This window comes from Serratia sp. DFXYC6 (assembly GCF_057196085.1).
The window spans coordinates 2,213,085-2,236,985 of the sequence record NZ_JBXUNV010000001.1; the positions used below are offsets into that span (position 1 = coordinate 2,213,085).

Genomic DNA, 23,901 nt, shown 5'->3' on the forward strand with positions numbered 1-23,901 from the left:
ACGCCCAGCGTGATGGCATTTCTTTCTCTTACCGTTTAAAGACTACCTACCTCCTTTAATCGCCCGTTACCGAACCGACTTATCCCTCCTGTCTCTACCCTTTTCCTGCCCGAAACGGTCAAAGCCACAGGCCAGTTTGAGCGCCCCCCTCCCACAGCCAGCTATCGACACGATAGCGTTTTTTGCATCCGGTTATTTTCTTGCCCCTTAAAATCACCTAGTATAGCCACCCATGTAACTACAATAAATGTACCAACTAAGGGCCGATATGCAAAAAACCCGCTTTAGCGATGCACCTTGCCCCGTCGCACGTTCATTAGATCGTGTCGGAGAATGGTGGAGCATTCTGATCCTGCGTGATGCCTTTCAGGGGTTATCCAAATTCGACGAATTCCAACAAAGTCTGGGGATGTCACCGACTCTCCTGGCCCGGCGACTGAAGGATTTGGTAGCCCACGGCATTCTGCATAAGCAACGTTATCAAACGCGGCCGGTTCGCTATCAGTATCTGCTCACCGAACGCGGCAACGATTTTCTCCCCGTGCTGGCGGCTCTTTCAGAATGGGGCAATCGCCATTTGATCGATGGTGACATCAGCGCCTTGTTAGTCGACGGCCGCACCGATCGGCCGATCCAGGTCCAATTGGTCAATGTCGATACCCAACAGCAGGTGCCGCCGCAGTTTATTACGTTGGCACCAGGGCCTGCGGCAAATGAAGGCATACATCAACGCGCCGCACTGATGCGGCAACGGCGCCTCGCCGATTTACCCGAATTTACCAAGGAGCCATCATGAGCAATCGTCGTATCGTCATTACCGGCATGGGCGCCGTTTCACCGCTAGGGTGCGGTGTTGAAGCCATCTGGCAACGTTTGTTAAAAGGAGAGTCCGGCATTCGAGCGTTGCCTGACGAGATCGTTGCAGATTTACCGGTCAAGGTCGGAGGTCAGGTTCCGGCGCTGGCGCAGGATGCTGAAGCGGGCTTCAACCCCGACGCTGCCGTCGCCCCCAAGGACCAAAAGAAAATGGATCGCTTTATCCTGTTTGCCATGGCGGCGGCGGATGAAGCCGTTCGTCAGGCCGGCTGGATAGCCGATACGGACGAAAAACAAGAGCGCACCGCCACCGTCATCGCCTCGGGCATTGGCGGCTTCCCGGCGATTGCCCAGGCGGTGCGCACCACCGACAGCCGCGGCGCCAAGCGGCTGTCGCCGTTCACCATCCCCTCATTCCTGGTCAATCTGGCGGCCGGCCACGTTTCAATCAAACACCACTTCAAGGGGCCGATTGGCGCGCCGGTCACCGCCTGTGCCGCCGGCGTGCAAGCCATTGGCGACGCAGTGCGTATGATCCGCAATGATGAAGCCGATATCGCCGTGTGCGGCGGCACCGAAGCCGCTATAGATACCGTCAGCCTGGGCGGGTTCGCCGCCGCGCGCGCCATGTCCACCGCACCGGCCGAGTTGGCAAGGCAGGCTTCCCGGCCTTTCGACAGTGCACGGGACGGATTTGTCATGGGGGAAGGTGCCGGCATGCTGGTGATTGAAACGCTGGAACACGCGCTGGCGCGCGGCGCCACCCCGCTCGCGGAAATCGTCGGTTATGGCACCAGCGCCGACGCCTACCACATGACCTCCGGTGCCGAAGACGGCAACGGTGCTTATCGGGCGATGAAAATCGCGTTGAGGCAGGCGAACATCGCCCCAGAAGAGGTTCAGCATTTAAACGCACACGCGACGTCGACACCCGTAGGGGATCTGGGCGAAATCAATGCCATCAAACACCTGTTTGGCACGACAGGAAGCGTCGCGGTAACCTCGACAAAATCCGCCACCGGGCACCTGCTCGGCGCCGCCGGGGGGCTGGAAACCATCTTTACCGCCTTGGCGCTGCGCGATCAGATCGCCCCCGCGACGCTGAATCTGGACAATCCCGATCCGGCGGCGGCAGGTTTACACCTGGTCGCGAAACGGGCTGAATCGATGAACATAACCTACGCCTTATCGAACGGCTTCGGCTTTGGCGGCGTGAATGCGAGTATTCTACTGAAACGCTGGCAGGACGAGTAAACGGCACAAACAAAAACCTCCGCCAAGGGCGGAGGTTATTCCTTTTATTTGACAGGGAGCCGCTTAAGCGGTCACAGCCCTGTCTTCCATGGCTTCTCGCCAACCTCCCAGCCATTGAGACCGGGCGTCCACCGATGATTGGTAGGGACAATGTTCCCTGGAACGCCCTAAAATACCTGCCTGATACCCTCTCGAATGCGCCCTTTCCAGACGATCGCGTTTCTGTCTCTTCATGCCTCGTTTCCCTCATTTTGGTCTGGTGGAAAGAAAACAATGGCTGCTTTTTGCGCAGCCACGAGTAATCAATAGCGCTAAAAGAAGAGAAGATCAATGCGCAAAATTCACGCCAATGTCATATTTGTGAGCTACGCCCGAGGAAAGTGCTAAGTGGCTGATCTGCTGGGAAAGGGGTTAACTGTTTGAAATGAAATAGAAATCCCTGCCAGCGAGAAAAAACGGATTTTCACGCCGACAGGGATTAGACGATTTTAGACCAAATTATGACTAAATGCCGCCCATCTGTGCTGCGATAGCCTGGGCTTCCTGCTGCCACCCCTGCGCCAGAGTGCGCACCAGGGCATCATAGCCGTCTTCACCCTGTTTCAGCTCCAGGTTGAAAGGCCTTTTGATCAAACGCCCCTGGCGGTTCAGCACCCACTCGCCGCGAATGATCGCTTTCCCGTCAAAGCGACCGTGAAAGCCGCTGATGGTCACGTTCAGCACATCCTGATCGCTGCTCATCGGCTGCGAAGAGACCACCCACCCCGGCAGCGCGCTGCTCAGGTTGGTGACCAGCGTTTGCTGCAACTGCTGGTCGAGCGGGCTGGCCCACAGGTTGTTCTGGGCTATCACATACTGTACGTCGTTGGTCTGATACACCACGCCGCTCTGCGCCAGATAATCCGCCACGCTCACGTGTTCCAGCCACAGCTGGCGCGTGGAAGCGCCGCTGCTGCTGGCCGCAGCAGGCGCACCCAGCGCCGGCAACTGATAGTAAGTCTTTTGTGGTGAACTGCTGCAGGCGCTGAGCAACAGCGCTAGGGCTACCGGGATCCATTTCATCATTTCGTGGCCTTCTTCGGCTGAGGGTCATTGCTGCCGGCGGCTTCAAACACCAGCGCGTTGCTCTTCTCATTCAGGGTGCGCAGCACCGGTTGCAGCTCACGCAACACCTGGTCGAGGCGCTGCATATCGCCCACCATCTTGTTGTAAGCCGGTGAACCAGGCTGGAACCCTTTCATGCTGCGGTTCAGTTCCAACAGCGTTTTCTGCATGTCCTGCGGCAGCGCCTGCATCTCTTTGCTGGCGATGATGTCGTTCAGCGACTTCATGGTCTGCTGCGTCGACTTCATGGTTTTCTGACTCTCCGCCAGCGTCTTGGTCGCTTCGTTGATCATCGGATTGATCGGCATTGAGTTGATCTTATCCAGCGTCTGCATCAGTTTCTGCTGGATCTGCGCCAGACCGCCGCTGGTGGTCGGCATCAGCGGATAACCGAACAGCTCGCGCGGCCCTTTCCACGGTTTTTCCTGCGGATAGAAGTCGAGATCGATGTACAGCGAACCGGTCAGCAGGTTGGCGGACTTCATCGAGGCGCGCATGCCGCGAGATTCCGCATCTTTCAGGTGCCCTTCAATATCGAAGTTGCCGCCCAGCTGTTTCTGGAAGCGATCCGGCTCGATGCGGATCAGCACTGGAATGCGGTAATCGTTATCCAGACGCTGCGCCATGCCGTCTTTATAGAACGGCACCTGCGCCACCGTACCCAGACGGATGCCGCGGAACTCGACCGGCGCGCCCGGCTGCAGGCCGCGTACCGAGTCGGAGAAGAACAGCAGGTAATCCTTATGCACGGTATACAGCGAATCCTGCGTGCTGCGCTGGTTGTCGAACAGCTGATATTCCGCCTTCTCTTTCGCCTGATCGCCGCGATCCCAGCCGTCCGGCACGTCAAAACTGACCCCGCCGCTGAACAGCGTGGTCAACGAGCCCATCTCCACCCGCATGCCCTGCGCCGACATATCGAACGCCACGCCGCTGTCTTTCCAGAAGCGCACGTTGGTGGTGACCAACTGATCGTAAGGCGCGGTGATGAACAGCTGATAGCGCATGGCGCGTTCTTTAGGATCGAAGTAGCTGGTTTCCACCGACCCGACGCGATAACCGCGGAACAGCACCGGATCGCCGGCGTTGAGCTGGCCTGATTTCTCGCTGTCCAGCACGATGCGCAACCCTTTGGCATCCGGGGAAGCCAGCGGCGGCGCATCGAGCAGCTGATAGTTGTCTTTGCCGTCTTTGCCTTTGTTGCCCGGCTGCAGTTCGATATAGGCGCCGGAGAGCAGCGTGCCCAGCCCGGAGACGCCTTCACGGCCGATCTGCGGCTTCACCACCCAGAAGGCGGAATCCTGGCGCAGCAATTTTTCCATGCCGGAATTGAGGCGAGCCTGCACCATCACCTTGCTCAGGTCATCGCTCAACGTGACGGTTTCCACCACCCCGACGTCAACGCTGCGGCTTTTGATTTTGGTTTTACCCGCTTCCAGCCCTTCCGCCGTCGTGGTCACCAGCGTCACCACCGGCCCCTGATGGCTGAAGTGGTAAAACAGGATCCAGGCGCCGATCAGCGCGGTCACGATGGGAATGATCCACACCGGCGACCAGCGTTTGATCTTCTCAACGTCTGCGACGCTATGATTATTTTCCGTCACCTTGCGGCTCCTTGTTGATTGTTTCACTTGCGCGATCCCAGGTCAGCCGGGGATCAAATGTCATGGCGGCGAACATGGTGAGGATCACCACCAGCGCGAACAGCACGGCGCCCGTCGCGGGATAAATGCTCATCAACTGCCCCATTCGCACCAACGCCGACAACACGGCGATCACAAAGACGTCGATCATTGACCAACGGCCAACGAATTCGACCACTTCATAAATCAGATGCATACGCTCGCTGTCGGCGCGCGGTTTCTTCCTGCCGTTCGCATCCCAGCACAGCCAGCCGATCGCCAACATTTTCAGCGACGGCACCATGATACTGGCGATGAAAATCACCATCGCCACCGGATAAGAGCCGTCCCCCCACAGCAGGATCACCCCCGCCATGATGGTGGAGTTCATCTTGTTGCCCAGCGCCTCGGTCACCATGATCGGCATCAGGTTGGCCGGAATATACAGCATGACAGAGGTCACCAGCAGCGCCAGCGTCCACTGCAGGCTGTGACGACGCCGCACGTAGCCCTTGGTGTGACAGCGCGGACAGCGCACCTGATCGGCCGGCAGGATCGCCGTGCAGCACGCGCAGGAGCGCACGCCCTGGCGCATGCCGGTGCGCCCCACCGTCAGCGGGCGATGCAGTCGCGGCGCCGGTTCGATATCCTGCCACAGCCAGCGCCGATCCACGCACTGGAAGGCGCGCACCTGCAGCAGGCAGAACAGGCAGTAAGGCACGAAGCTACTGCCGATGCCGATATCGCCGTAGGCCATCAGCTTGACGAAGCTGACCAGCACCCCGGCAAGGAAAATTTCCACCATGCACCAGGTCTTGAACTGGAACAGCACCCGAGCCATCCACTCTTTGAGCCCCAGCGGCAAGCGCACTCTGGCGCACAGCAGGATAATCGCCACCATGCAAAACGCCGGGATCAGCTGCACGAACACCATAAACAAGGTGGCCATGCTGGCGTAGTCTTCCGCCACCATCACTTCCGGGATTTGGATCAGCCGGATTTCGTTGCCGAGGCCGGCGACGCGCATGTTGATAAACGGGAAAATGTTGGCCAGCACCAGCATGAACAAGGCGCTGAGCGCGTAACCGATCGGCCGCTTGCGCGGCTCGTCCCAGCGGGCGCTGAGCGTGGTTTTGCAGCGCGGGCATACCGCTTTGCTGCCATAGGCCAGCGGCGGCAGCGCCACCAGCATGTCGCACTGCGGACACAGCATCAGGTTATCCTGCTGCGCCGCCGAGGGTGCGGAATGACTATGCTGCTGATGATTGTTGTGGGAACACACCATATTCCTCCTAAATAACGTCGCTCACCGGCACGTCGATGCCGCCCGCAGCAGCGCGCGGGCGGCATCGCAACGGTCAGCCGTTTTTCATCGCTTCCAGCTCTTCCCAACGGGCGAAAGCCTGTTCCAGCGCTTGCTCGGCATCAGCCAGCGCTGTCAGCACTTCTTGCGTTTCGCTATGCGGCCGCGTGAAGAAGTCGGCGTCGCTCATCTGCGCCTGCAGCGCTCCGATTTCCGCTTCTAGCTGTTCGAGCCGCTGCGGCAACTGTTCCAGCTCACGCAGCAGGTTGTAACTCAGCTTGGCCGCCGTTTTCTTCGGCTGTTCGGCCTTTTTCTCCGCCGCCGGTTTGCTCGCGCTCGGCGCCGCCTGACGAATCGGTTTCGCCGTCGCGCGCTGATGATGCGCATCGTAGTAACCGCCGACGAAGGCATTGATCACGCCGTTGCCTTCGAAGATCCAGCACTCGGTCACCGAGTTGTCAACGAACTGACGATCGTGGCTGACCAGCAGCACGGTGCCCTGATAGCCGTCGATCAGCTCTTCCAGCAGCTCCAGCGTTTCGACGTCGAGATCGTTGGTTGGTTCATCGAGGATCAACAGATTGCTCGGTTTCAGAAACAGCTTAGCCAACAGCAAGCGGTTACGCTCACCGCCCGACAGCGCCTTCACCGGCGTCATCGCGCGTTTAGGGTGGAACAGGAAGTCCTGCAGATAGCCCAATACGTGGCGAGGACGGCCGTTGACCATCACTTCCTGCTTGCCTTCCGCCAGGTTGTCCATCACCGTGCGCTCAGGATCGAGATCGGCGCGGTGCTGGTCGAAATAGGCCACTTCCAGCTTGGTGCCGCAGTGCACGCGGCCGCTGTCGGCTTTCAGCTGACCGAGCATCAGTTTCAGCAGCGTGGTTTTGCCGCAGCCGTTCGGCCCCACCAGCGCAATCTTGTCGCCGCGCTGCACCTGGGCGGAGAAACCGCGCACCAGCACCTTTTCGCCAACCTGATAATTGACGTCTTCCAGCTCGAACACGATTTTGCCGGAGCGGGTCGCCTCTTCCACCTGCATCTTGGCGGTGCCCATCACTTCGCGGCGCTGCGAGCGCTCGACGCGCAGCGCCTTCAGCGCGCGCACGCGGCCTTCATTGCGGGTGCGGCGCGCCTTGATGCCCTGACGGATCCAGACCTCTTCCTGCGCCAGCTTGCGGTCGAACTCGGCGTTTTGCAGCTCTTCCACCCGCAGCGCTTCTTCTTTGCTCTGCAGATACAGATCGTAGTTGCCCGGCCAGGAAACCAGCTTGCCGCGATCCAGATCGACGATGCGCGTCGCCATGTTGCGGATAAACGAACGGTCGTGCGAGATGAAGACGATGCTGCCGTCGAACTCTTTCAGGAAACCTTCCAGCCAGTCGATGGTTTCGATATCCAGGTGGTTGGTCGGTTCGTCGAGCAACAACACGCGCGGCGAGCTCACCAGCGCGCGGCCCAGCGCCGCTTTACGCAGCCAGCCGCCGGACAGTGAGGAAAGCTCGGCGTCGCCGTTCAGCCCCAGCTGCAGCAGCACTTCGCTGATGCGGCTGTCGAGCTGCCACAGCCCCTGGTGATCGAGGATCTCCATGATTTGCGCCATGCGCGCCAGGTTTTTCTCGCTCGGGTCGCTTTCCACCAGGTGGGAGATCGCGTGATAGGCCTTCAGGTGTTCCGCCTGCTCCGCAACGCCTTCCGCCACGAAGTCGAACACGCTGCCGCCGATATTGCGCGGCGGATCCTGTTGCAGACGCGCCACGATCAGATCCTGTTCGTAGATCACCCGGCCGTCGTCCAGCGGGATCTCTTTGCCGAGGATCTTCAGCAGCGTGGATTTGCCGGCGCCGTTGCGCCCGACCAGACACACGCGCTCGTTGTCTTCAATATGAATTTCGGTGTTGTCTAACAGTGGCGCATCGCTGAAAGAGAGCCAGGCGCCGGACATGCTGATTAACGACATAGTAATTATTTTCCTTCGCCGGCGTGAGTCACCAGCCAGCAGTTGTGGATCTGACGGTTACGGGCAAAATCCTGCGACAGCGTCTTGGCGGTGATCTCTTTCGCCTCCAGACCCAACGCGCTCAGCCCTGCCATATCCATTTGGAAACCGCGCTTGTTGTTCGAGAACATGATGGTCCCGTTGCGGCGCAGCAACCGTTTCAAATCTTTCATCAGCGCCAGATGATCGCGCTGCACGTCAAAGGTGTTCTCCATCCGCTTGGAGTTGGAGAACGTCGGCGGATCGATGAAGATCACGTCGAACTGTTCATTGGCGTTGCTCAGCCAAGACAGGCAATCGGCCTGGATCAGCCGATGCTGACGGCCGGTCAGGCCGTTGGCGCGCAGGTTCTTCTCCGCCCATTCCAGGTAGGTGCGCGACATGTCCACCGTGGTGGTGCTGCGCGCGCCGCCCAGCCCGGCGTGCACGCTGGCGGTGCCGGTATAGGCGAACAGGTTGAGGAAGTCCTTGCCATTGCTCATCTCGCCCAGCATACGGCGCGCGATGCGGTGATCGAGGAACAGGCCGGTATCGAGATAGTCGGTCAGGTTGACCCACAGCTTGGCGTTATACTCTTCCACCAGCAGGAACTCGCCCTTCTGCGCCAGTTTCTCGTACTGATTTTTGCCCTTCTGGCGCTCGCGGGTTTTCAGGATCAGCTGATTCGACGGCAATTCCAGCACCGCCAGCGTCGCGTTGATCACATCGAACAGGCGCTGACGCGCCTTCTGCGCATCGACGGTTTTCGGCGGCGCATACTCCTGCACCACCACCTTGCTGCCGTAACGGTCCACCGCGACGTTGTATTCTGGCAGATCGGCGTCGTACAGGCGGTAGCATTCAATGCCTTGTTGCTTCGCCCACTTGTCGAGCTTCTTCAAATTCTTGCGCAGACGGTTGGCGAAATCTTCCGCCACCTGCACGCCGCCGGTGGCGCTACCGGCCGGGCTTGCCGCCAGCTGATAGTTTTTCTGCACGCACTCCAGCGGGCCGTTCTTCGCCTTGAACTGGCGCTCGGCGCGCAGCTGCAGGCAGCTCAACAGCTCCGGCGAGGCACTGAACAGCGAAAGCTGCCAGCCGCCGAAGGCGTTTTTCATCACGCGCCCCAGCATGTTGTGCAGCGCGATCAGCGCCGGTTCGCTTTCCAGACGCTCGCCGTAAGGCGGGTTGCTGATCACCGTGCCGTGCGGGCCTTCCGGCAGCGGGTTGGTCAAGCGCGCGACGTCGCCGACGTTGAAGGTGATCAGCTCGGCGACGCCGGCGCGGCGGGCGTTGCCGCGCGCCATCTCAATCACCCGGCGATCGATATCGGAGCCGAAGAAGCGAGAGGCGGTTTCCTGCAGGCCGCGACGCGCGCGCACCTGCGCTTCGGTGGTGACTTCACGCCACAGTTCGGCGTTGTGGCCATTCCAGGCGCTGAAGCCCCAGTGTTGACGGTGCAGACCCGGCGCGCGATCGGCGGCGATCATCGCCGCTTCGATCAACAGCGTGCCGGAGCCGCACATCGGATCAAGCATCGGCGTGCCCGGCTGCCAGCCGGAACGCAACACGATGGCGGCCGCCAGGTTTTCCTTCAGCGGCGCCTGGCCGGTGAGATCGCGGTAGCCGCGCTGGTGCAGGCCTTCGCCGCTCAGATCGAGCGCCACGCTGGCCATATCGCGCTGCAGGAAGACGTTAACGCGAATGTCCGGCTGCTGTTTGGCAACCGTCGGGCGTTGGTCGAGCTTACGGGTGAAGCTGTCAACGATGGCGTCTTTCACCTTCAGCGCGCCATACTGGCTGTTGCGGATCTCTTCGTTCACGCCGCTGAAATGCACGGCAAAGGTTTTATCCACGCCAAAAATGCTCGGCCAGTCGATCGCCTGCACCCCGAGGTACAGATCCAGATCGCTGTGCACGCGGAATTCGTTCAGCGGCAACAGAATGCGCGAAGCCAGGCGGCTCCACAGCAGGCTTTGGTACAGAAGACGATCGTCACCCTGAAAATGTACCCCGCCCTGCACCACTTTGCAGTCGTGAGCGCCAAGCGCTTCCAGCTCGCTTTTTAACAGTTCTTCCAATCCACGCGCCGTGCTGGCAAACAGAGAGTTCATATCGTACTTATCACCAAAAAGAAAATTGTTGCGCATTATAGCTAATCCGCACCGCTTGTCATAAAGTTGCTCCCTTCTATTTAATCATCGCACGGAGATAAGGGTGATCACGCTTTCCAGACTCTACGTCCATCCGGTTAAATCACTGCGCGGCCTGCAGCTTTCCTACGCCCAGGTCGGCAGCAGCGGTCTGGCCTTCGACCGCAACTTTATGATCACCGAGCCGGACGGCACCTTTATTACCGCGCGCCAATACCCGCAGATGGTGCTGTTCACGCCGGCGCTGTTGCCGGACGGGCTATTCCTGACCGCGCCGGACGGCGAAAGCGCCGCCATTCGCTTCAGCGACTTCGCCGCCGCGCCGCAGCCGACCGAGGTGTGGGGCAACCATTTCACCGCGCTGACCGCGCCGGATGAGATCAACCGCTGGCTGAGCGGCTATTTCCAGCGCGACGTACAGCTGCGCTGGCTGGGGCCGGAGCTGACCCGCCGGGTGAAGAAGCACCCCGAAATCCCACTGACGTTTGCCGACGGCTATCCTTATCTGCTGATTAACCAGGCTTCGTTTAACGATCTGCAGCAGCGTTGCCCTGGCAGCATCAAGCTGGAGCAGTTCCGCCCCAATCTGGTGGTGAGTGGCGCCACCGCCTGGGCCGAGGACGGCTGGCAGGTGATCCGCGTCGGCGACGTGATGTTCGATCTGGTGAAACCCTGCAGCCGCTGCGTGCTCACCACCGTCAGCACCGAGCGCGGCCGCAAGCACCCGAGCGGCGAACCGCTCAGCACGCTGCAAAAATTCCGCTCCGCCGACAACGGCGATATCGATTTCGGCCAGAATATGATCGCCCGCAACAGCGGCATCATCCGCGTGGGCGATACGGTGGAAGTGCTGTCGACCAAGCCGCCGCGCCCTTATGGCGCAGGCAAAGTGGTGGAGAGCGTGCAGGCGCCGCAAGACAGCGCGCACAGCGTCACGATCGAATATGAAGGAAAGGTGTTTACCGGCAACAACCAGCAGATCTTGCTCGAACAGTTGGAACAGCAAGGCATCCGCGTACCTTACTCCTGCCGCGCCGGGATTTGCGGCAGTTGCCGCATTACGTTGCTGAACGGTGAAGTCGCGCCCCTGAAGAAAAGCGCGCTGGGCGACAACGGCACCATCCTGTGCTGCAGCTGCATCCCGAAAAGTGATTTGACCCTGGCGTAAACCGCCTTATACCGCCCTGTCGTAAGCCGGGGCGGCGCTTTCATCCTGTGCGCAGGGCTTCAGCCGATCGTGCATCACCTTGATGGCGTCGCCCAAGACCATGGTACGGCCGGCGACCGTCAGCTGATTTTGCGCCAGCAGGCACAGGCTGGCGTTATCCCCGGCCTCCACCACCAGCAAGCGCGCTTCCGCGCCGCTCTCCATCACTTTCACCGCCGCCAGCTCGCCGTTTTTCGGCTGCAGCGGGTAATGCTGCTGCGAGAAATGCCAGCTCTTTGGCATCAGCGGTTTCAGGAAGCGATAGGCGACCAGCGCATTCAGCACCAGCTCGGCGCGCTGTTCATGGCTAAGCTTGACCTGCTTGCACTGTTCTTCATAGGTGAAATAAAGGGCGGCGTCATCCACGCAAAAAGCACATTCATCAAAGGCGTCCGGCGTTAACATTTTGGCCGGGAAACGTGAACGAAAGATCATACCATTAGCTAAATCCAGCATTAGCCGATCGTGTTCGGCATCAAAATACCAACGCCAATTATCGTCAGGTTTTATCTTCATTTCGTATCCTTCTCGCTGCCTATGCCAACGCCGCACTCACCCTAAAAGGCGATTTTATCACCGATGAAATCGCTTAAACATCGGATAATTCCGCGAACGATATTTAAGCTAACGAACAAAATATAGACGAGCCGGGGGCAGAAATAAACCCCCGGAATAAAATGAGAGGAAAAATATTAGATATGGGTAACGATATCTTTAATCAAACGCGGGCCGTGATAGATAAATCCGGAATAAATTTGCAGCAGGCTCGCGCCGGCCTCCATTTTTTCGCGCGCCGCCGTCAGCGAATCGATGCCGCCTACGCCAATAATCGGCAGGCGCCCCTGCAGTTCGGTGGAGAGACGACGGATAACTTCGGTGCTGCGTGATTGCAACGGACGCCCGCTTAACCCGCCCGCTTGTTCGCAGTAATTCAACCCCTGGATCAATTTTCGATCCAACGTGGTATTGGTGGCGATCACGCCATCGATATTATGCCGCACCAGGCTATCGGCAATTTGGATCAATTCTTCTTCTGAAAGATCCGGCGCGATCTTTACCGCCACCGGCACATATTTGTGATGACGCGCATGTAATTCCTGCTGCTTATTTTTAATCGCAGCCAAAAGATCGTCCAGCGCTTCGCCATACTGTAAGGATCGTAACCCCGGCGTATTCGGTGAAGAGATGTTAATCGCGATATATCCGGCATACGGATAAACTTTATCCATGCAGATCAAATAATCGTCTTTGCCCTGCTCGACCGGCGTGTCTTTATTCTTGCCGATATTGATCCCAAGAATGCCGCCGAAATGGGATTTCTTAACGTTTTCAACCAGATTGTCCACGCCATGGTTATTGAACCCCATGCGGTTAATCAGGCCTTCCGCCTCAACCACGCGGAACAAGCGCGGCTTGTCGTTGCCCGGTTGCGGACGCGGCGTCACGGTGCCGACTTCCACATGGCCGAAGCCCATCGCGCCGAACGCATCGATGCATTCGCCGTTTTTATCCAGACCGGCGGCCAATCCCAGCGGGTTTTTAAACGACAGCCCCATGCAGTTGACCGGTTTGGTCGGCACGGACTGACGGACAAGAAACGCTAATGGGGTGCCGGTAATACGGCTGAGCTGACGAAAGGTCACTTCGTGCGCGCGCTCCGGATCGAGCTGGAACAACGCTTTCCTGATGAGGGGGTAGTACATGGACTCTCCTGATTTCCCGGTTGCAAACCGGGGGCGTATTATCCGGTATCCCCCGCCTAATTGGAATTGATTAAAGGCAAAAAAAGCCGTTTTTACGCAATCGTTTTCCCTCTTCACCGCCAAATCGGCGCTAATCCGCTTTTGCGCATATCCAAATCAAAAAATGAGATTTAAAAAACGCGCCGGGTTGCTGGTAGGTTTAAAACACTTCCTATTGATTTTCTAATTAAACCTAACTTTTAGTTATAAGGAGTGGCAATGCGCGTTATATCACTGGCCGGTAGCCCACGCATCCCATCACGTTCCGCCGCGCTGCTCTCGCTGAGTCAGAACTGGCTGCGGCAGCAAGGGGTGGAAGTGACGGCCTATACCCTGCACGACTTTGACGCCGAAGATCTGCTGTACGCCAACTTCAACAGTCCGGCGATCAAGGCGTTTGCCGAGCAGCTGGCGCAGGCCGACGGCCTGCTGATTTCCACGCCGGTTTATAAAGCGTCGTTCTCCGGCGCGCTGAAAACCCTGCTGGATCTGCTGCCGGAACGCGCTCTGGATCATAAGGTGGTGTTGCCGCTGGCGACCGGTGGTTCGATCGGCCACATGCTGGCGGTGGACTATGCGTTGAAACCGGTACTGGCGGCGCTGAAAGCGCAAGAGGTGCTGCACGGCGTGTTCGCCGACGACAGCCAGATCCAGCTGACCGACGAAGGCGCCACGCTCACCGACGCCGTGGCCGCCCGGCTGGAAGAGGCACTGGCCAGTTTCTATCTGGCACTTGGCCGCCGCAAACCGCCGGCGCTGCGCGTCGCCTCGCCACTGGCGGCGCGTCAAACCGCCTGAAACGCCTGGAAAAGGAGAGCCTGAATGAAACAACGCATTGCTTTGCGGCGTTGGCTGAGCGCCGCCGCCTTCACCGGCCTGCTGTCGCTGGTTTGGGCCAACGCCGCCGTCGCTCAGGATCCGGCGCAGTTCCGCATCGGCTACCAAAAAGGATCGGTCAGTCTGGTGCTGGCGAAGAGCCACCGGCTGCTGGAGGAACGTTTCCCCGCCACCCGCATCAGTTGGATCGAGTTTCCCGCCGGCCCGCAAATGCTGGAGGCCCTGAACGTCGGCAGCATCGATCTGGGCAGCACCGGCGATATTCCGCCGATCTTCGCGCAGGCCGCCGGGGCCGATCTGCTGTATGTCGGCGTTGAGCCGCCCAAACCGAAGGCGGAAGTGATCCTGGTGCCGGAAAACAGCCCGATCAAAACCGTCGCAGATCTGAAAGACCATAAGGTCGCGTTCCAGAAAGGATCCAGCTCACATAACCTGCTGCTGCGATCGCTGCAAAAAGCCGGACTGAAATTTACGGATATCCAGCCCGCCTATCTGACGCCCGCCGATGCGCGCGCCGCATTCCAACAGGGCAACGTCGATGCCTGGGCGATCTGGGATCCTTATTATTCCGCCGCGCTGCTGCAGGGCGGCGTGCGGGTGCTCGGCGACGGCACCGATCTGAACCAGACCGGCTCCTTCTATCTGGCGGCGCGCCCTTATGTCGAAGCCAACGGCGCCTTTATCAGCCAGATCCTGACGGTGCTGACCCAGGCCGATGCGCTCACCCGCAGCGACCGGGCGCAAAGCGTGACCTTGCTGGCCAACGCCATGGGGCTGCCGGAACCGGTGATCGCCAGCTATCTGGATCACCGCCCCCCGACCGCCATCACACCGCTCGATGCGCATACCATCGCCGCGCAGCAGCAAACCGCCGACCTGTTTTACACCAACCGGCTGGTGCCGGTGAAGGTCGACATCTCGCAACGCATCTGGCGCCCTAGCGCGCAATAAATACGGGAGAGCATTGACGATGAGCCTGAACGTTTTCTGGTTTTTACCCACCCACGGCGACGGCCACTATCTTGGCAGCGCACAAGGGGCGCGCAGCGTCGATCACGGTTACTTGCAGCAGATCGCCCAGGCGGCGGATCGGCTGGGATTCGGCGGCGTGCTGATCCCCACCGGCCGCTCCTGCGAAGACTCCTGGCTGGTGGCCGCCTCGCTGATCCCGGTCACCCAGCGGCTGAAATTTTTGGTCGCGCTGCGGCCGGGCATCATCTCCCCTACGCTGGCGGCGCGCCAGGCGGCGACGCTGGATCGCCTGTCCAACGGGCGCGCGCTGTTCAATCTGGTCACCGGCGGCGATCCGGAAGAGCTGGCGGCCGAGGGGCTGCACCTTAGCCATGAAGAACGCTACGAAGCCTCAACCGAGTTCACCCACATCTGGCGCCGGGTGCTGGAAGGGGAAACCGTCGATTTCCACGGCAAGCATATTCAGGTGAAAGGCGCCAAACTGCTGTTCCCGCCGGTGCAACAGCCGCGCCCGCCGCTCTATTTCGGCGGATCCTCCGCCGCCGCGCAGGATCTGGCCGCCGAGCAGGTAGAAATGTATCTCACCTGGGGAGAGCCGCCGGCGCAGGTTAAGGCGAAGATCGAAGAGGTGCGCGCCAAAGCGGCGGCGAAAGGCCGCCAGGTGCGTTTCGGCATCCGGCTGCACGTCATCGTGCGGGAAACCACCGAAGAAGCCTGGCGCGCCGCTGACCGGCTGATCGCCCACCTCGATGAGGAAACCATCGCCAACGCGCAGCAGGCCTTTGCGCGCTTCGACTCCGTCGGCCAACGGCGCATGGCGGCGCTGCACGGCGGCAAAAAGGATAACCTGGAGATCAGCCCGAACCTGTGGGCCGGCATCGGCCTGGTGCGCGGCGGCGCCGGCACCGCGCTGGTGGGCGATGGCCCGACGGTCGCGGCGCGCATGCAGGAATATGCCGATCTGGGCATCGACACCTTTATTCTCTCCGGCTATCCGCATCTGGAAGAGGCCTACCGCGTCGGCGAACTGCTGTTCCCGCACCTCGATCTAGCGCAGGAGGAAACGCCCGCTCGCCTTCAGCCGGTGCGTCCGCAGGGCGAAGTGGTGGCCAACATCTATGTTCCGCAAAAAGTATCGCAGAGCTGAGGAGCGCCCCGATGGCAAATAACGTACAACGCATCCTGTATCGGCTGGCCCCCTGGACGCTGCCGCTGGCGCTGGTGATCATCTGGCAAATCGCCGTCGAAACCGGCTGGCTGTCCAACCGCATTTTGCCGGCGCCGAGTGCGGTGCTGGCCGCCTTCTGGCGCCTGAGCCAAAGCGGCGAACTGTGGCAGCACCTGAGCATCAGCAGCCAGCGCGCGTTGTTAGGCTTCGCCATCGGCGGCAGCATCGGACTGATACTCGGCTTTATTACCGGGCTGTCGCGCTGGGGCGAACGCCTGCTGGACAGCTCGGTGCAAATGATCCGCAACGTGCCGCATCTGGCGCTGATCCCGTTGGTGATCCTGTGGTTCGGCATCGATGAATCCGCCAAGATCTTTCTGGTGGCGCTCGGTACGCTGTTCCCGATTTATCTCAATACCTATCACGGCATCAAAAACATCGATCGCGGCCTGTTGGAGATGGCCCGCAGCTACGGCCTGAGCGGTTTTCGCCTGTTTACACAGGTGGTGCTGCCGGGCGCGCTGCCGTCGATTATGGTCGGCGTGCGTTTCGCTCTCGGCTTCATGTGGCTGACGCTGATCGTCGCCGAAACCATCTCGGCCAATTCGGGCATCGGCTACCTGGCGATGAACGCGCGTGAATTTCTGCAAACCGACGTGGTGGTGGTGGCGATCGTGCTGTACGCCCTGCTCGGCAAGCTGGCGGACGTGGGCGCGCAGCTGCTGGAGCGCGTCTGGTTGCGCTGGCATCCGGCCTATCAACTGAAACAGGGAGAAGCGCTATGACCCTTCCCGCTCGCCTTGCGCAAGGCACGCCGGTGACGCTGGAGTCTATCGGCAAACGTTACGGCAACCGCACGGTGCTGGACAATATTCAGCTGCGCATTTCCGCCGGGCAGTTCGTGGCGGTGGTTGGCCGCAGCGGCTGCGGCAAGAGCACCCTGCTGCGCCTGTTGGCCGGCCTGGAACAGGCCAGCAGCGGCGCTTTGCTCAGCGGCAACGCGCCGCTCGCCGCCGCTAAAGAGGATACCCGGTTGATGTTTCAGGATGCGCGCCTGCTGCCATGGAAAACGGTGATCGATAACGTGGGTCTGGGGCTGCGCGGCCAGTGGCGCGACGCGGCGTTGCAAGCCCTGGAAGCGGTCGGTTTGGCGGATCGCGCCCGCGATTGGCCGGCGGCGCTGTCCGGCGGACAAAAACAGCGGGTCGCCCTGGCGCGCGCGCTGATCCACCGCCCCCGCCTGCTGCTGCTGGACGAACCGCTCGGGGCGCTGGATGCCCTGACGCGCATCGAGATGCAAGGTCTGATAGAGACGCTGTGGCTACAACACGGTTTTACCGTACTGCTGGTCACACATGACGTCAGCGAAGCCATCGCGCTGGCGGATCGGGTGATCCTGATTGAAGAGGGGCATATCGGGCTGGATCTGAGCATCGATCTGCCGCGGCCGCGCCGCAAAGGCTCGGCCAGGCTGGCGGAACTGGAGGCCGAAGTGCTGGAACGGGTGTTATCGCCGCCTGCCGCGACGGACGCCGCGCGCCGGGCGGCGAATTGAATGAATGAAAAAGGGACGGCCCAGGCCGTCCCTTGATGTCTCTAGCGCGAAAAAATCAGGCGTCGAGCGCCTTGCTGATCTTCTCGTACAGATCGCCGGACAGGTTTTCCAACCCTTTCAGCTGTTCCAGCGCCTTACGCATCAGCGCCTGGCGGCCGGCATCGTAACGCTTCAGGCGAATCAGCGGTTCGATCAGGCGCGCGGCGATCTGCGGGTTGCGCTGGTTGAGATCGCTGAGGATCTCCACCAGGAACTGATAGCCGCTGCCGTCCGCGGCATGGAACGCCGCCGGGTTGCCGGAAGCGAAGCCGCCGATCAGCGAACGGGTGCGGTTCGGGTTGCTCAGGCTGAACGAGCGGTGTTGCAACAGCGCGCGCACCTTGCTCAACACGTCTGCCGCCGGGCTGCCGCCCTGCAGCACGAACCATTTGTCCATCACCAGGCCATCCTGATGCCAGCGCTCGTCGAACGCCGCCAGCAGCGCATCGCGGCACGGCAGCTGGGCCGCGACCGCGGCAGACAGCGCCGCCAGCGAGTCGGTCATGTTGTCCGCCTGGCGATACTGTTCGTTCACCAGCTGGTCCGCCAGCGCCTCATCTTCGCCGAACGCCAGATAGCCCAGGCACACATTGCGCAAGGCGCGCTTGGCGATCTCGGCATGCTCCACGCGGTAGCCGTCGGTCTTGTTGGCGTGATACACCGCCAGCCACTCTTCGGCCAACTCCCGCGCCAGGCAGCGTACGATCGCTTCGTGCACCGCGGCGATCGCTTCCGGATCGATAGTGGCGAACAGCTCGGCGATTTCGTTCTCCGACGGCAGCGTCAGGATCTGCGCCGCCAGCGCCGGATCCAGTTTTTCGTCCAGCAGCACCGCACGGAACGCATCGGCCACGTGCAGCGGCAGCGACAGTGGCTGCTTCTGCTGGTGCCGCGCCACGTTCAGCTTGATATAGGTCGCCAGCAGGCTCTGTGCCGCATCCCAACGTGCAAATTCATTGCGTGCGTGCTGCATCAGGAAGGTCAGTTGCTGATCGCTGTACGGATAGTCCAGTTTCACCGGCGCGGAGAATTCGCGCAGCAGCGACGGTACCGGCTTGTGCGCCACGCCGTCGAACACGAAGGTCTGCTCCGCTTCGGTGACGTTCAGCACGTTGTTGACCGGCAGGCCGCCTTTTTGCAATGGAATGACATTGCCTTCGCTGTCGTACAGTTCGATATCCAGCGGAATATGCAGCGGCAACTTCTCCGGCTGATCGGCGGTCGGCGCAGTTTTCTGGCTGACATGCAGGCGATATTGCTGAGTTTCCGCATCGTACTCGTCGCGCACCGTCAACAGCGGCGTGCCGGACTGGCTATACCAACGGCGGAAGCGCGACAGATCGACGTTAGACGCATCCTCCATCGCCTGCACGAAATCGTCGCAGGTAGCGGCGCTGCCGTCGTGGCGTTCGAAATAGAGCTGCATCCCTTTCTGGAAGTTCTCCTCCCCCAACAGGGTATGCATCATGCGGATCACCTCGGAACCCTTTTCATACACCGTGAGGGTGTAGAAGTTGTTCATCTCGATGACTTTGTCCGGGCGGATGGCGTGCGCCATCGGGCTGGCGTCTTCGGCAAACTGCGCGCCGCGCATCACGCGCACATTGTCGATGCGGTTGACCGAACGCGATCCCAGATCGGAACTGAATTCCTGATCGCGGAACACCGTCAGCCCCTCTTTCAGACTGAGCTGGAACCAGTCGCGGCAGGTCACGCGGTTACCGGTCCAGTTGTGGAAGTATTCGTGGCCGATCACCGCTTCGATGTTCAGGTAATCCTTGTCGGTCGCGGTTTCCGCCTTCGCTAGCACATATTTGGAGTTAAAGATATTTAACCCTTTGTTCTCCATCGCGCCCATATTGAAGAAATCGACCGCCACAATCATATAAATGTCGAGATCATATTCCAGGCCGAAGCGGGTCTCGTCCCACTTCATCGAGTTCTTCAACGAAGTCATCGCCCAGTCGGCGCGATCCAGGTTGCCGCGATCGACGAACAGCTCCAGTGCGACCTTACGGCCGGAACGGGTGGTGAAGCTGTCGCGCAGCACGTCGAAATCCCCCGCCACCAGCGCGAACAGGTAGCAAGGTTTCGGGAACGGATCCTGCCATTGCACCCAGTGGCGGCCATCGGCCAATTCGCCCTGGCCGATGCGGTTGCCGTTCGACAGCAGGAACGGATAGCGCGTCTTGTCGGCCACGATGCGGGTGGTAAAGCGCGCCAGCACGTCCGGGCGATCCTGGTAATAAGTAATGTGGTGGAAGCCTTCGGCTTCGCATTGCGTGCACAGCGCATCGCCGGACAGGTACAGCCCTTCCAGCGCGGTGTTCTTCGCCGGGTGAATATCGTTGACAATGGTAAGAGTGAATTGTGCCGGCAACTCTTCGATGATCAGCTGGTTATCCTGCTGACGGTAGGCGCTCCACGGTTGGCCGTCCACCTGAATGCTCACCAGCGTCAAATCTTCGCCATCCAGCACCAGCGGTGCACCGGCCGCCCCCTGACGTTTGATTTTACTGACGGCGGTCACGCGCGTGGTTTCCGCGTCCAGACTGAAGTCCAAATCGATATCGGTCGTGGTGTAATCGGGCGCGCGATAATCGTGGCGGTATTTTGCCTGTGGCTGTTGTGTCATAAAAACCCTTAAACGTCTCAGTGAGTTATAGGTGCCAGGCTGCTCTTCTCCTTCGTACCGCAGCCGGTATGTTCCCCTGCGGCGCGCGGTGAGCCTGAATTGTGAATAAACTGTATCACAGCTGGCCGAAAAGCCCAGAGCCGCAGGGCGACCAGGAGAGAGAAATCAGAGGCAAATCATAAATCGCCCGGCAGGCGGCAGTGCGGGTGACCAATGGCCAAATAAAAATCAGCATTTACTGCTAAAAAACCGCCATCGCGGCGCGCCGGCATAGTTGAGGCGACACCGGCGGCATGGTGGTATAATTGCGGCATCAGGTTCAGGGATGGCTCGCATTATGAAGATTAAATACGCAATCTATTTTTTCACCCTGTGCCTGATGACTTCTTTCTCTCTGTTCATCGTCGATGAGCTGCTCGAAGCCCATACCGACTACCGCGACAACCAGCTAAACCTGTACAAAATTGATCGCGCCAAAGAAATTTCCGAAGCTTTTCAGGCTGCGTTGCTGGCTCATCGCCTCAAACGATTGAGCCTGATCGATCCGCAAATCACCCGTGCGCAATGTTTGGCCGCCGATCGGGTGGCGCGTGAGAGAATCACCCGGATCCGCGAACATCTGGACGATGAGGTCGCCAGACAGCTTGGGGTTCAGCAAAAAATCGCCGCGCTGTCGATGATCGCTTTGATGGAACAGCTGCTGGATAATGACAACCTGCAGCTTTCGCAGGTCAATAACACCAACGCCAATCTGTTCAACATCAACAGCGCCTATTACATCTCGCAAACCAGCAAGAGTTATTACCGCTACACCTACGATACCCGGATGGTGGATACCGACTCCTTTATGTTTCTCGAGGCCATCCGCCTCAATAACCGGCTAAATATGTCATTGACGGAATTAAGCGATCAGATTATCGACGTCAACGTCAGCCAGCTCGTTCGCAAAGACGCCTATCTGAAGTCCATTCAGCTAACCGGCGTGCTGAACGCGCTGAGCACCCGATTGATCTTCATGAAGATCAACTACGACGACGTGCAAACCACCGAGCTCGTCAATCAGTTGCTCACCCTAGTGTCGGCCGAACGTCTCAAGCAGATCACCGATGGGTTATACACCGCCATCAATACCCAAAAACCCTATCCCGCAGCGCTTATTTCGCGCTATGTCGACGAGCTGAGCGGGCTTTCGCAGGCGCTGTATCAACGCAGCTTCGAGCTGGAAACCGTCGCTTCGCGCCACAAGATTTACGATAGCCAGACGACCATTTACGGCATGATCGCGCTGGCCGGCCTGGTGGTTTTGCTGTTCATTTTGCCGGCGTTGGTGTTCTGCACCAGCATCAACCGCTGGCTGACCAAGACCCACAACAATATCGTGCGGCTGTCGCGCGGTGAGATGAATATCGATCGCAACGACGCCTTCTACAGCCAGGAATTGATCGCCATCAGCGACGCCATTCAGCAGCTCAGGCAATACCAGCTGGACAAGGTCTCGCTTGAGAGCGAGAAACAACTGCTGATTAAAGAGCTCGAGGCCTCTTCCTTCCTCGATCCGCTTACCAATATCTACAACCGCCGTAAATTCTTCCTTGAATGTCAACTGCTGGGCAACGCCAGCTACCCGCAGGCCTTTTGCCTGATCGACATCGACAATTTCAAACAACTCAACGACAGCTACGGCCACGACGTGGGTGACCGGGCGCTGGTGGCCTTCGGCCACCTGCTGCAACGCGCGTTCCGCGCCAGCGACATCTTCTGCCGCTATGGCGGCGAAGAGTTCGCGGTGCTGCTGGGCAACTGTTCGTTGGACAACGCGCGGGACATCATGGAGCAATTGCGCGCCCGTACTCATCGCCTGACGCTAAATCTGGCCGACGGACGGCAAGTGCGTTTCACCACCAGCTGCGGCATTGCGCCAGTCAGCGCGTTCACCGCGCTGCAGGCGGCGATCAAACAGGCGGACGAAGCGCTCTACTTTTGCAAAAAGAACGGCAAGGATCGGGTCAGCGTGCATACCCAGGCCGGCTTTATCTGATTCGCTGTTTAAAATAATTAACATTATAATTTTTATGACTAATTAGGCTAAGTCATTCACCTTACAGGCATATCTGGCTTTTTTTCCTCTCCGCCGCTATCCGGCTGCCATAAAGGCACGTTTAATCCTCGACCCGCTTCGGTGATTTATGGTGTGATGCAGCTTCAATAACAGGATAATCCGGGTATACTCCACCCCCACTTTTATGATTATCCGGATTTGGACACGCGCCTGACGAGGATGCTGTAACGCGCTATGACTCAATACGCTTCCCCGATTTTGACATCACTGCTTGATACCGATGCTTATAAGCTTCATATGCAGCAAGCAGTGTTCCATCGCTATCCCGCGATCAGCGTGGCGGCGGAATTCCGCTGCCGCGGCGACGAACTGCTGGGCGAATATGCCGACGAGATCCGCGCGCAGGTGGCGCTGATGAGCCGGCTGGCGCTAACCGACGCCGAATTCGCTTATCTTTCGGGCCTGCCCTTCTTCCGTCAAGATTACCTGAACTGGCTGCGAACGTTCCGCTACGATCCGCAGCAGGTCACCATCGACAACCGCGACGGCAAGCTGCAAATCCGCATCGCCGGCCCCTGGCGTGAAGTGATCATGTGGGAAGTCCCATTGCTGGCGGTGATCAGCGAAGTGGTGCACCGCCGGCGCTCGCCGCTGGCGACGCCGGAACAGGCGGTGGCGCATCTGCAAACCAAGCTGGCGCAGTTCAAGACGTTGGCGGGCGATCTGGATCTTTCGCGCTTCAAGTTGATGGACTTCGGCACCCGCCGCCGTTTCTCTCAGGGCGTGCAACAGGCTATCGTCAGCACCTTGCAGGCCGAATTCCCGTACCTGTCGGGCACCAGCAATTACGATCTGGCGCACCAGCTGGGTCTGGCGCCGGTCGGCACGCAGGCGCATGAGTGGTTCCAGGCGCATCAGCAGATAAGCCCGGTGCTGGCCAACAGCCAGCGCGCCGCATTGCAGGCCTGGCTGGATGAATATCCGGACCAGCTTGGCATCGCGCTCACCGACTGCATCACCATGGATGCCTTCCTGCGCGACTTCGGCCCGCAGTTCGCCGAGCGTTATCAGGGGCTTCGCCACGATTCGGGCGATCCCGTCGAGTGGGGTGAAAAGGCCATTGCCCACTATCAGAAACTGGGCATCGACCCACTGAGCAAAACGCTGGTGTTCTCGGACAATCTGGATCTGGAAAAAGCGCTGGCGCTCTATCGCCATTTCTATCAGCGCATTAATCTCGGCTTCGGCATCGGCACGCGCCTGACCTGCGATATTCCCGGCGTTAAGCCGTTAAATATCGTGATCAAGCTGGTCGAGTGCAAAGGCAAGCCGGTGGCCAAACTCTCCGACAGCCCCGGCAAGACCATCTGCCAGGACCAGGCGTTCGTCAGGGCTCTGCGCAAGGCCTTCGATCTGCCGCTGGTGAAGAAAGCCAGCTGAGCCTTCTTTATATAAAG

At 59.5% G+C, this 23,901-nt stretch carries 19 protein-coding genes; 10 read left to right on the forward strand and 9 right to left on the reverse strand.

The window, feature by feature from the left end:
* Window positions 1–268: 268 nt before the first annotated feature.
* Window positions 269–796: a winged helix-turn-helix transcriptional regulator gene (locus tag AC2CGQ_RS10960; protein WP_031300129.1), complete on the forward strand. Its 528-nt coding sequence runs from the start codon at window positions 269–271 to the stop codon at window positions 794–796.
* Window positions 793–2,070: a beta-ketoacyl-ACP synthase II gene (fabF, locus tag AC2CGQ_RS10965; RefSeq protein WP_414160300.1), complete on the forward strand. Its 1,278-nt coding sequence runs from the start codon at window positions 793–795 to the stop codon at window positions 2,068–2,070. The genes AC2CGQ_RS10960 and fabF overlap by 4 nt, the downstream gene beginning before the upstream one ends.
* A 63-nt stretch (window positions 2,071–2,133) precedes the next feature.
* Here the strand turns inward: fabF and rmf are convergent, their stop codons facing one another.
* From rmf to rlmKL, 6 genes are all read right to left on the reverse strand, one after another.
* The gene (rmf, locus tag AC2CGQ_RS10970; RefSeq protein ID WP_004928150.1) at window positions 2,134–2,304 is read right to left on the reverse strand and encodes a ribosome modulation factor; all 171 of its coding nucleotides are present in this window, start codon (window positions 2,302–2,304) and stop codon (window positions 2,134–2,136) included.
* A 270-nt stretch (window positions 2,305–2,574) separates the two neighbouring features.
* The gene (pqiC, locus tag AC2CGQ_RS10975; RefSeq protein ID WP_015377354.1) at window positions 2,575–3,135 is read right to left on the reverse strand and encodes a membrane integrity-associated transporter subunit PqiC; all 561 of its coding nucleotides are present in this window, start codon (window positions 3,133–3,135) and stop codon (window positions 2,575–2,577) included.
* Window positions 3,132–4,778: an intermembrane transport protein PqiB gene (gene pqiB, locus AC2CGQ_RS10980; RefSeq protein WP_075684389.1), complete on the reverse strand. Its 1,647-nt coding sequence runs from the start codon at window positions 4,776–4,778 to the stop codon at window positions 3,132–3,134. Before pqiB ends, pqiC begins: the two co-directional genes overlap by 4 nt.
* The gene (pqiA, locus tag AC2CGQ_RS10985) at window positions 4,765–6,081 is read right to left on the reverse strand and encodes a membrane integrity-associated transporter subunit PqiA (protein ID WP_015377352.1); all 1,317 of its coding nucleotides are present in this window, start codon (window positions 6,079–6,081) and stop codon (window positions 4,765–4,767) included. The genes pqiB and pqiA overlap by 14 nt, the downstream gene beginning before the upstream one ends.
* A gap of 73 nt (window positions 6,082–6,154) precedes the next feature.
* On the reverse strand, window positions 6,155–8,059 hold the full coding sequence (locus AC2CGQ_RS10990; protein WP_484593666.1) for an ABC transporter ATP-binding protein: 1,905 nt from the start codon (window positions 8,057–8,059) through the stop codon (window positions 6,155–6,157).
* Window positions 8,060–8,064: 5 nt separating this feature from the next.
* Window positions 8,065–10,191 (reverse strand): bifunctional 23S rRNA (guanine(2069)-N(7))-methyltransferase RlmK/23S rRNA (guanine(2445)-N(2))-methyltransferase RlmL, encoded by a 2,127-nt coding sequence (rlmKL, locus tag AC2CGQ_RS10995; RefSeq protein WP_031299849.1) that lies wholly within the window; start codon window positions 10,189–10,191, stop codon window positions 8,065–8,067.
* 103 nt (window positions 10,192–10,294) lie between these two features.
* Between rlmKL and AC2CGQ_RS11000 the strand changes: the two genes are divergently transcribed.
* Window positions 10,295–11,398 (forward strand): YcbX family protein, encoded by a 1,104-nt coding sequence (locus tag AC2CGQ_RS11000; protein ID WP_021504320.1) that lies wholly within the window; start codon window positions 10,295–10,297, stop codon window positions 11,396–11,398.
* A 6-nt stretch (window positions 11,399–11,404) separates the two neighbouring features.
* Here AC2CGQ_RS11000 and AC2CGQ_RS11005 read toward each other — a convergent pair whose 3' ends face one another.
* The gene (locus AC2CGQ_RS11005) at window positions 11,405–11,953 is read right to left on the reverse strand and encodes a cell division protein ZapC (protein WP_004928171.1); all 549 of its coding nucleotides are present in this window, start codon (window positions 11,951–11,953) and stop codon (window positions 11,405–11,407) included.
* A gap of 176 nt (window positions 11,954–12,129) precedes the next feature.
* Window positions 12,130–13,140, reverse strand: a complete 1,011-nt coding sequence (pyrD, locus tag AC2CGQ_RS11010) for a quinone-dependent dihydroorotate dehydrogenase (RefSeq protein ID WP_015377348.1) — start codon at window positions 13,138–13,140, stop codon at window positions 12,130–12,132.
* Window positions 13,141–13,398: 258 nt separating this feature from the next.
* Between pyrD and ssuE the strand changes: the two genes are divergently transcribed.
* The 5 genes from ssuE to ssuB are packed head-to-tail and all read left to right on the forward strand — an operon-like array spanning window position 13,399 to window position 17,711.
* A complete protein-coding gene (gene ssuE / locus AC2CGQ_RS11015) occupies window positions 13,399–13,977 on the forward strand; it encodes an NADPH-dependent FMN reductase (protein WP_004928176.1) in 579 nt (192 codons plus the stop codon).
* A 24-nt stretch (window positions 13,978–14,001) separates the two neighbouring features.
* On the forward strand, window positions 14,002–14,967 hold the full coding sequence (locus AC2CGQ_RS11020; RefSeq protein WP_088381439.1) for a sulfonate ABC transporter substrate-binding protein: 966 nt from the start codon (window positions 14,002–14,004) through the stop codon (window positions 14,965–14,967).
* A gap of 19 nt (window positions 14,968–14,986) precedes the next feature.
* A complete protein-coding gene (gene ssuD, locus AC2CGQ_RS11025; RefSeq protein ID WP_015377346.1) occupies window positions 14,987–16,135 on the forward strand; it encodes an FMNH2-dependent alkanesulfonate monooxygenase in 1,149 nt (382 codons plus the stop codon).
* Window positions 16,136–16,146: 11 nt separating this feature from the next.
* Window positions 16,147–16,941, forward strand: a complete 795-nt coding sequence (ssuC, locus tag AC2CGQ_RS11030) for an aliphatic sulfonate ABC transporter permease SsuC (RefSeq protein ID WP_015377345.1) — start codon at window positions 16,147–16,149, stop codon at window positions 16,939–16,941.
* On the forward strand, window positions 16,938–17,711 hold the full coding sequence (gene ssuB / locus AC2CGQ_RS11035) for an aliphatic sulfonates ABC transporter ATP-binding protein (protein WP_015377344.1): 774 nt from the start codon (window positions 16,938–16,940) through the stop codon (window positions 17,709–17,711). The genes ssuC and ssuB overlap by 4 nt, the downstream gene beginning before the upstream one ends.
* A 55-nt stretch (window positions 17,712–17,766) precedes the next feature.
* On the opposite strand, the gene pepN is transcribed toward ssuB, so the two are convergent.
* Window positions 17,767–20,385, reverse strand: a complete 2,619-nt coding sequence (pepN, locus tag AC2CGQ_RS11040; protein WP_021504323.1) for an aminopeptidase N — start codon at window positions 20,383–20,385, stop codon at window positions 17,767–17,769.
* 337 nt (window positions 20,386–20,722) lie between these two features.
* Here pepN and AC2CGQ_RS11045 point away from each other — a divergent pair, with 337 nt between their 5' ends.
* A complete protein-coding gene (locus AC2CGQ_RS11045; RefSeq protein ID WP_041922208.1) occupies window positions 20,723–22,423 on the forward strand; it encodes a GGDEF domain-containing protein in 1,701 nt (566 codons plus the stop codon).
* 255 nt (window positions 22,424–22,678) lie between these two features.
* Window positions 22,679–23,884: a nicotinate phosphoribosyltransferase gene (gene pncB / locus AC2CGQ_RS11050; protein ID WP_004928202.1), complete on the forward strand. Its 1,206-nt coding sequence runs from the start codon at window positions 22,679–22,681 to the stop codon at window positions 23,882–23,884.
* The last annotated feature ends 17 nt before the right edge of the window (window positions 23,885–23,901 follow it).

What these genes read in the sequence shown, in the direction of transcription:
- AC2CGQ_RS11045 (WP_041922208.1), top strand. Translation starts at nt 20,723, where the DNA reads ATGAAGATTAAATACGCAATCTATTTTTTCACCCTGTGCCTGATGACT.
- pqiC (WP_015377354.1), bottom strand. Translation starts at nt 3,135, where the DNA reads ATGATGAAATGGATCCCGGTAGCCCTAGCGCTGTTGCTCAGCGCCTGC.
- ssuE (WP_004928176.1), top strand. Translation starts at nt 13,399, where the DNA reads ATGCGCGTTATATCACTGGCCGGTAGCCCACGCATCCCATCACGTTCC.
- pncB (WP_004928202.1), top strand. Translation starts at nt 22,679, where the DNA reads ATGACTCAATACGCTTCCCCGATTTTGACATCACTGCTTGATACCGAT.
- rmf (WP_004928150.1), bottom strand. Translation starts at nt 2,304, where the DNA reads ATGAAGAGACAGAAACGCGATCGTCTGGAAAGGGCGCATTCGAGAGGG.
- ssuC (WP_015377345.1), top strand. Translation starts at nt 16,147, where the DNA reads ATGGCAAATAACGTACAACGCATCCTGTATCGGCTGGCCCCCTGGACG.
- rlmKL (WP_031299849.1), bottom strand. Translation starts at nt 10,191, where the DNA reads ATGAACTCTCTGTTTGCCAGCACGGCGCGTGGATTGGAAGAACTGTTA.
- AC2CGQ_RS10990 (WP_484593666.1), bottom strand. Translation starts at nt 8,059, where the DNA reads ATGTCGTTAATCAGCATGTCCGGCGCCTGGCTCTCTTTCAGCGATGCG.
- ssuD (WP_015377346.1), top strand. Translation starts at nt 14,987, where the DNA reads ATGAGCCTGAACGTTTTCTGGTTTTTACCCACCCACGGCGACGGCCAC.
- fabF (WP_414160300.1), top strand. Translation starts at nt 793, where the DNA reads ATGAGCAATCGTCGTATCGTCATTACCGGCATGGGCGCCGTTTCACCG.
- pqiA (WP_015377352.1), bottom strand. Translation starts at nt 6,081, where the DNA reads ATGGTGTGTTCCCACAACAATCATCAGCAGCATAGTCATTCCGCACCC.
- pyrD (WP_015377348.1), bottom strand. Translation starts at nt 13,140, where the DNA reads ATGTACTACCCCCTCATCAGGAAAGCGTTGTTCCAGCTCGATCCGGAG.
- AC2CGQ_RS11020 (WP_088381439.1), top strand. Translation starts at nt 14,002, where the DNA reads ATGAAACAACGCATTGCTTTGCGGCGTTGGCTGAGCGCCGCCGCCTTC.
- AC2CGQ_RS10960 (WP_031300129.1), top strand. Translation starts at nt 269, where the DNA reads ATGCAAAAAACCCGCTTTAGCGATGCACCTTGCCCCGTCGCACGTTCA.
- pepN (WP_021504323.1), bottom strand. Translation starts at nt 20,385, where the DNA reads ATGACACAACAGCCACAGGCAAAATACCGCCACGATTATCGCGCGCCC.
- AC2CGQ_RS11005 (WP_004928171.1), bottom strand. Translation starts at nt 11,953, where the DNA reads ATGAAGATAAAACCTGACGATAATTGGCGTTGGTATTTTGATGCCGAA.
- ssuB (WP_015377344.1), top strand. Translation starts at nt 16,938, where the DNA reads ATGACCCTTCCCGCTCGCCTTGCGCAAGGCACGCCGGTGACGCTGGAG.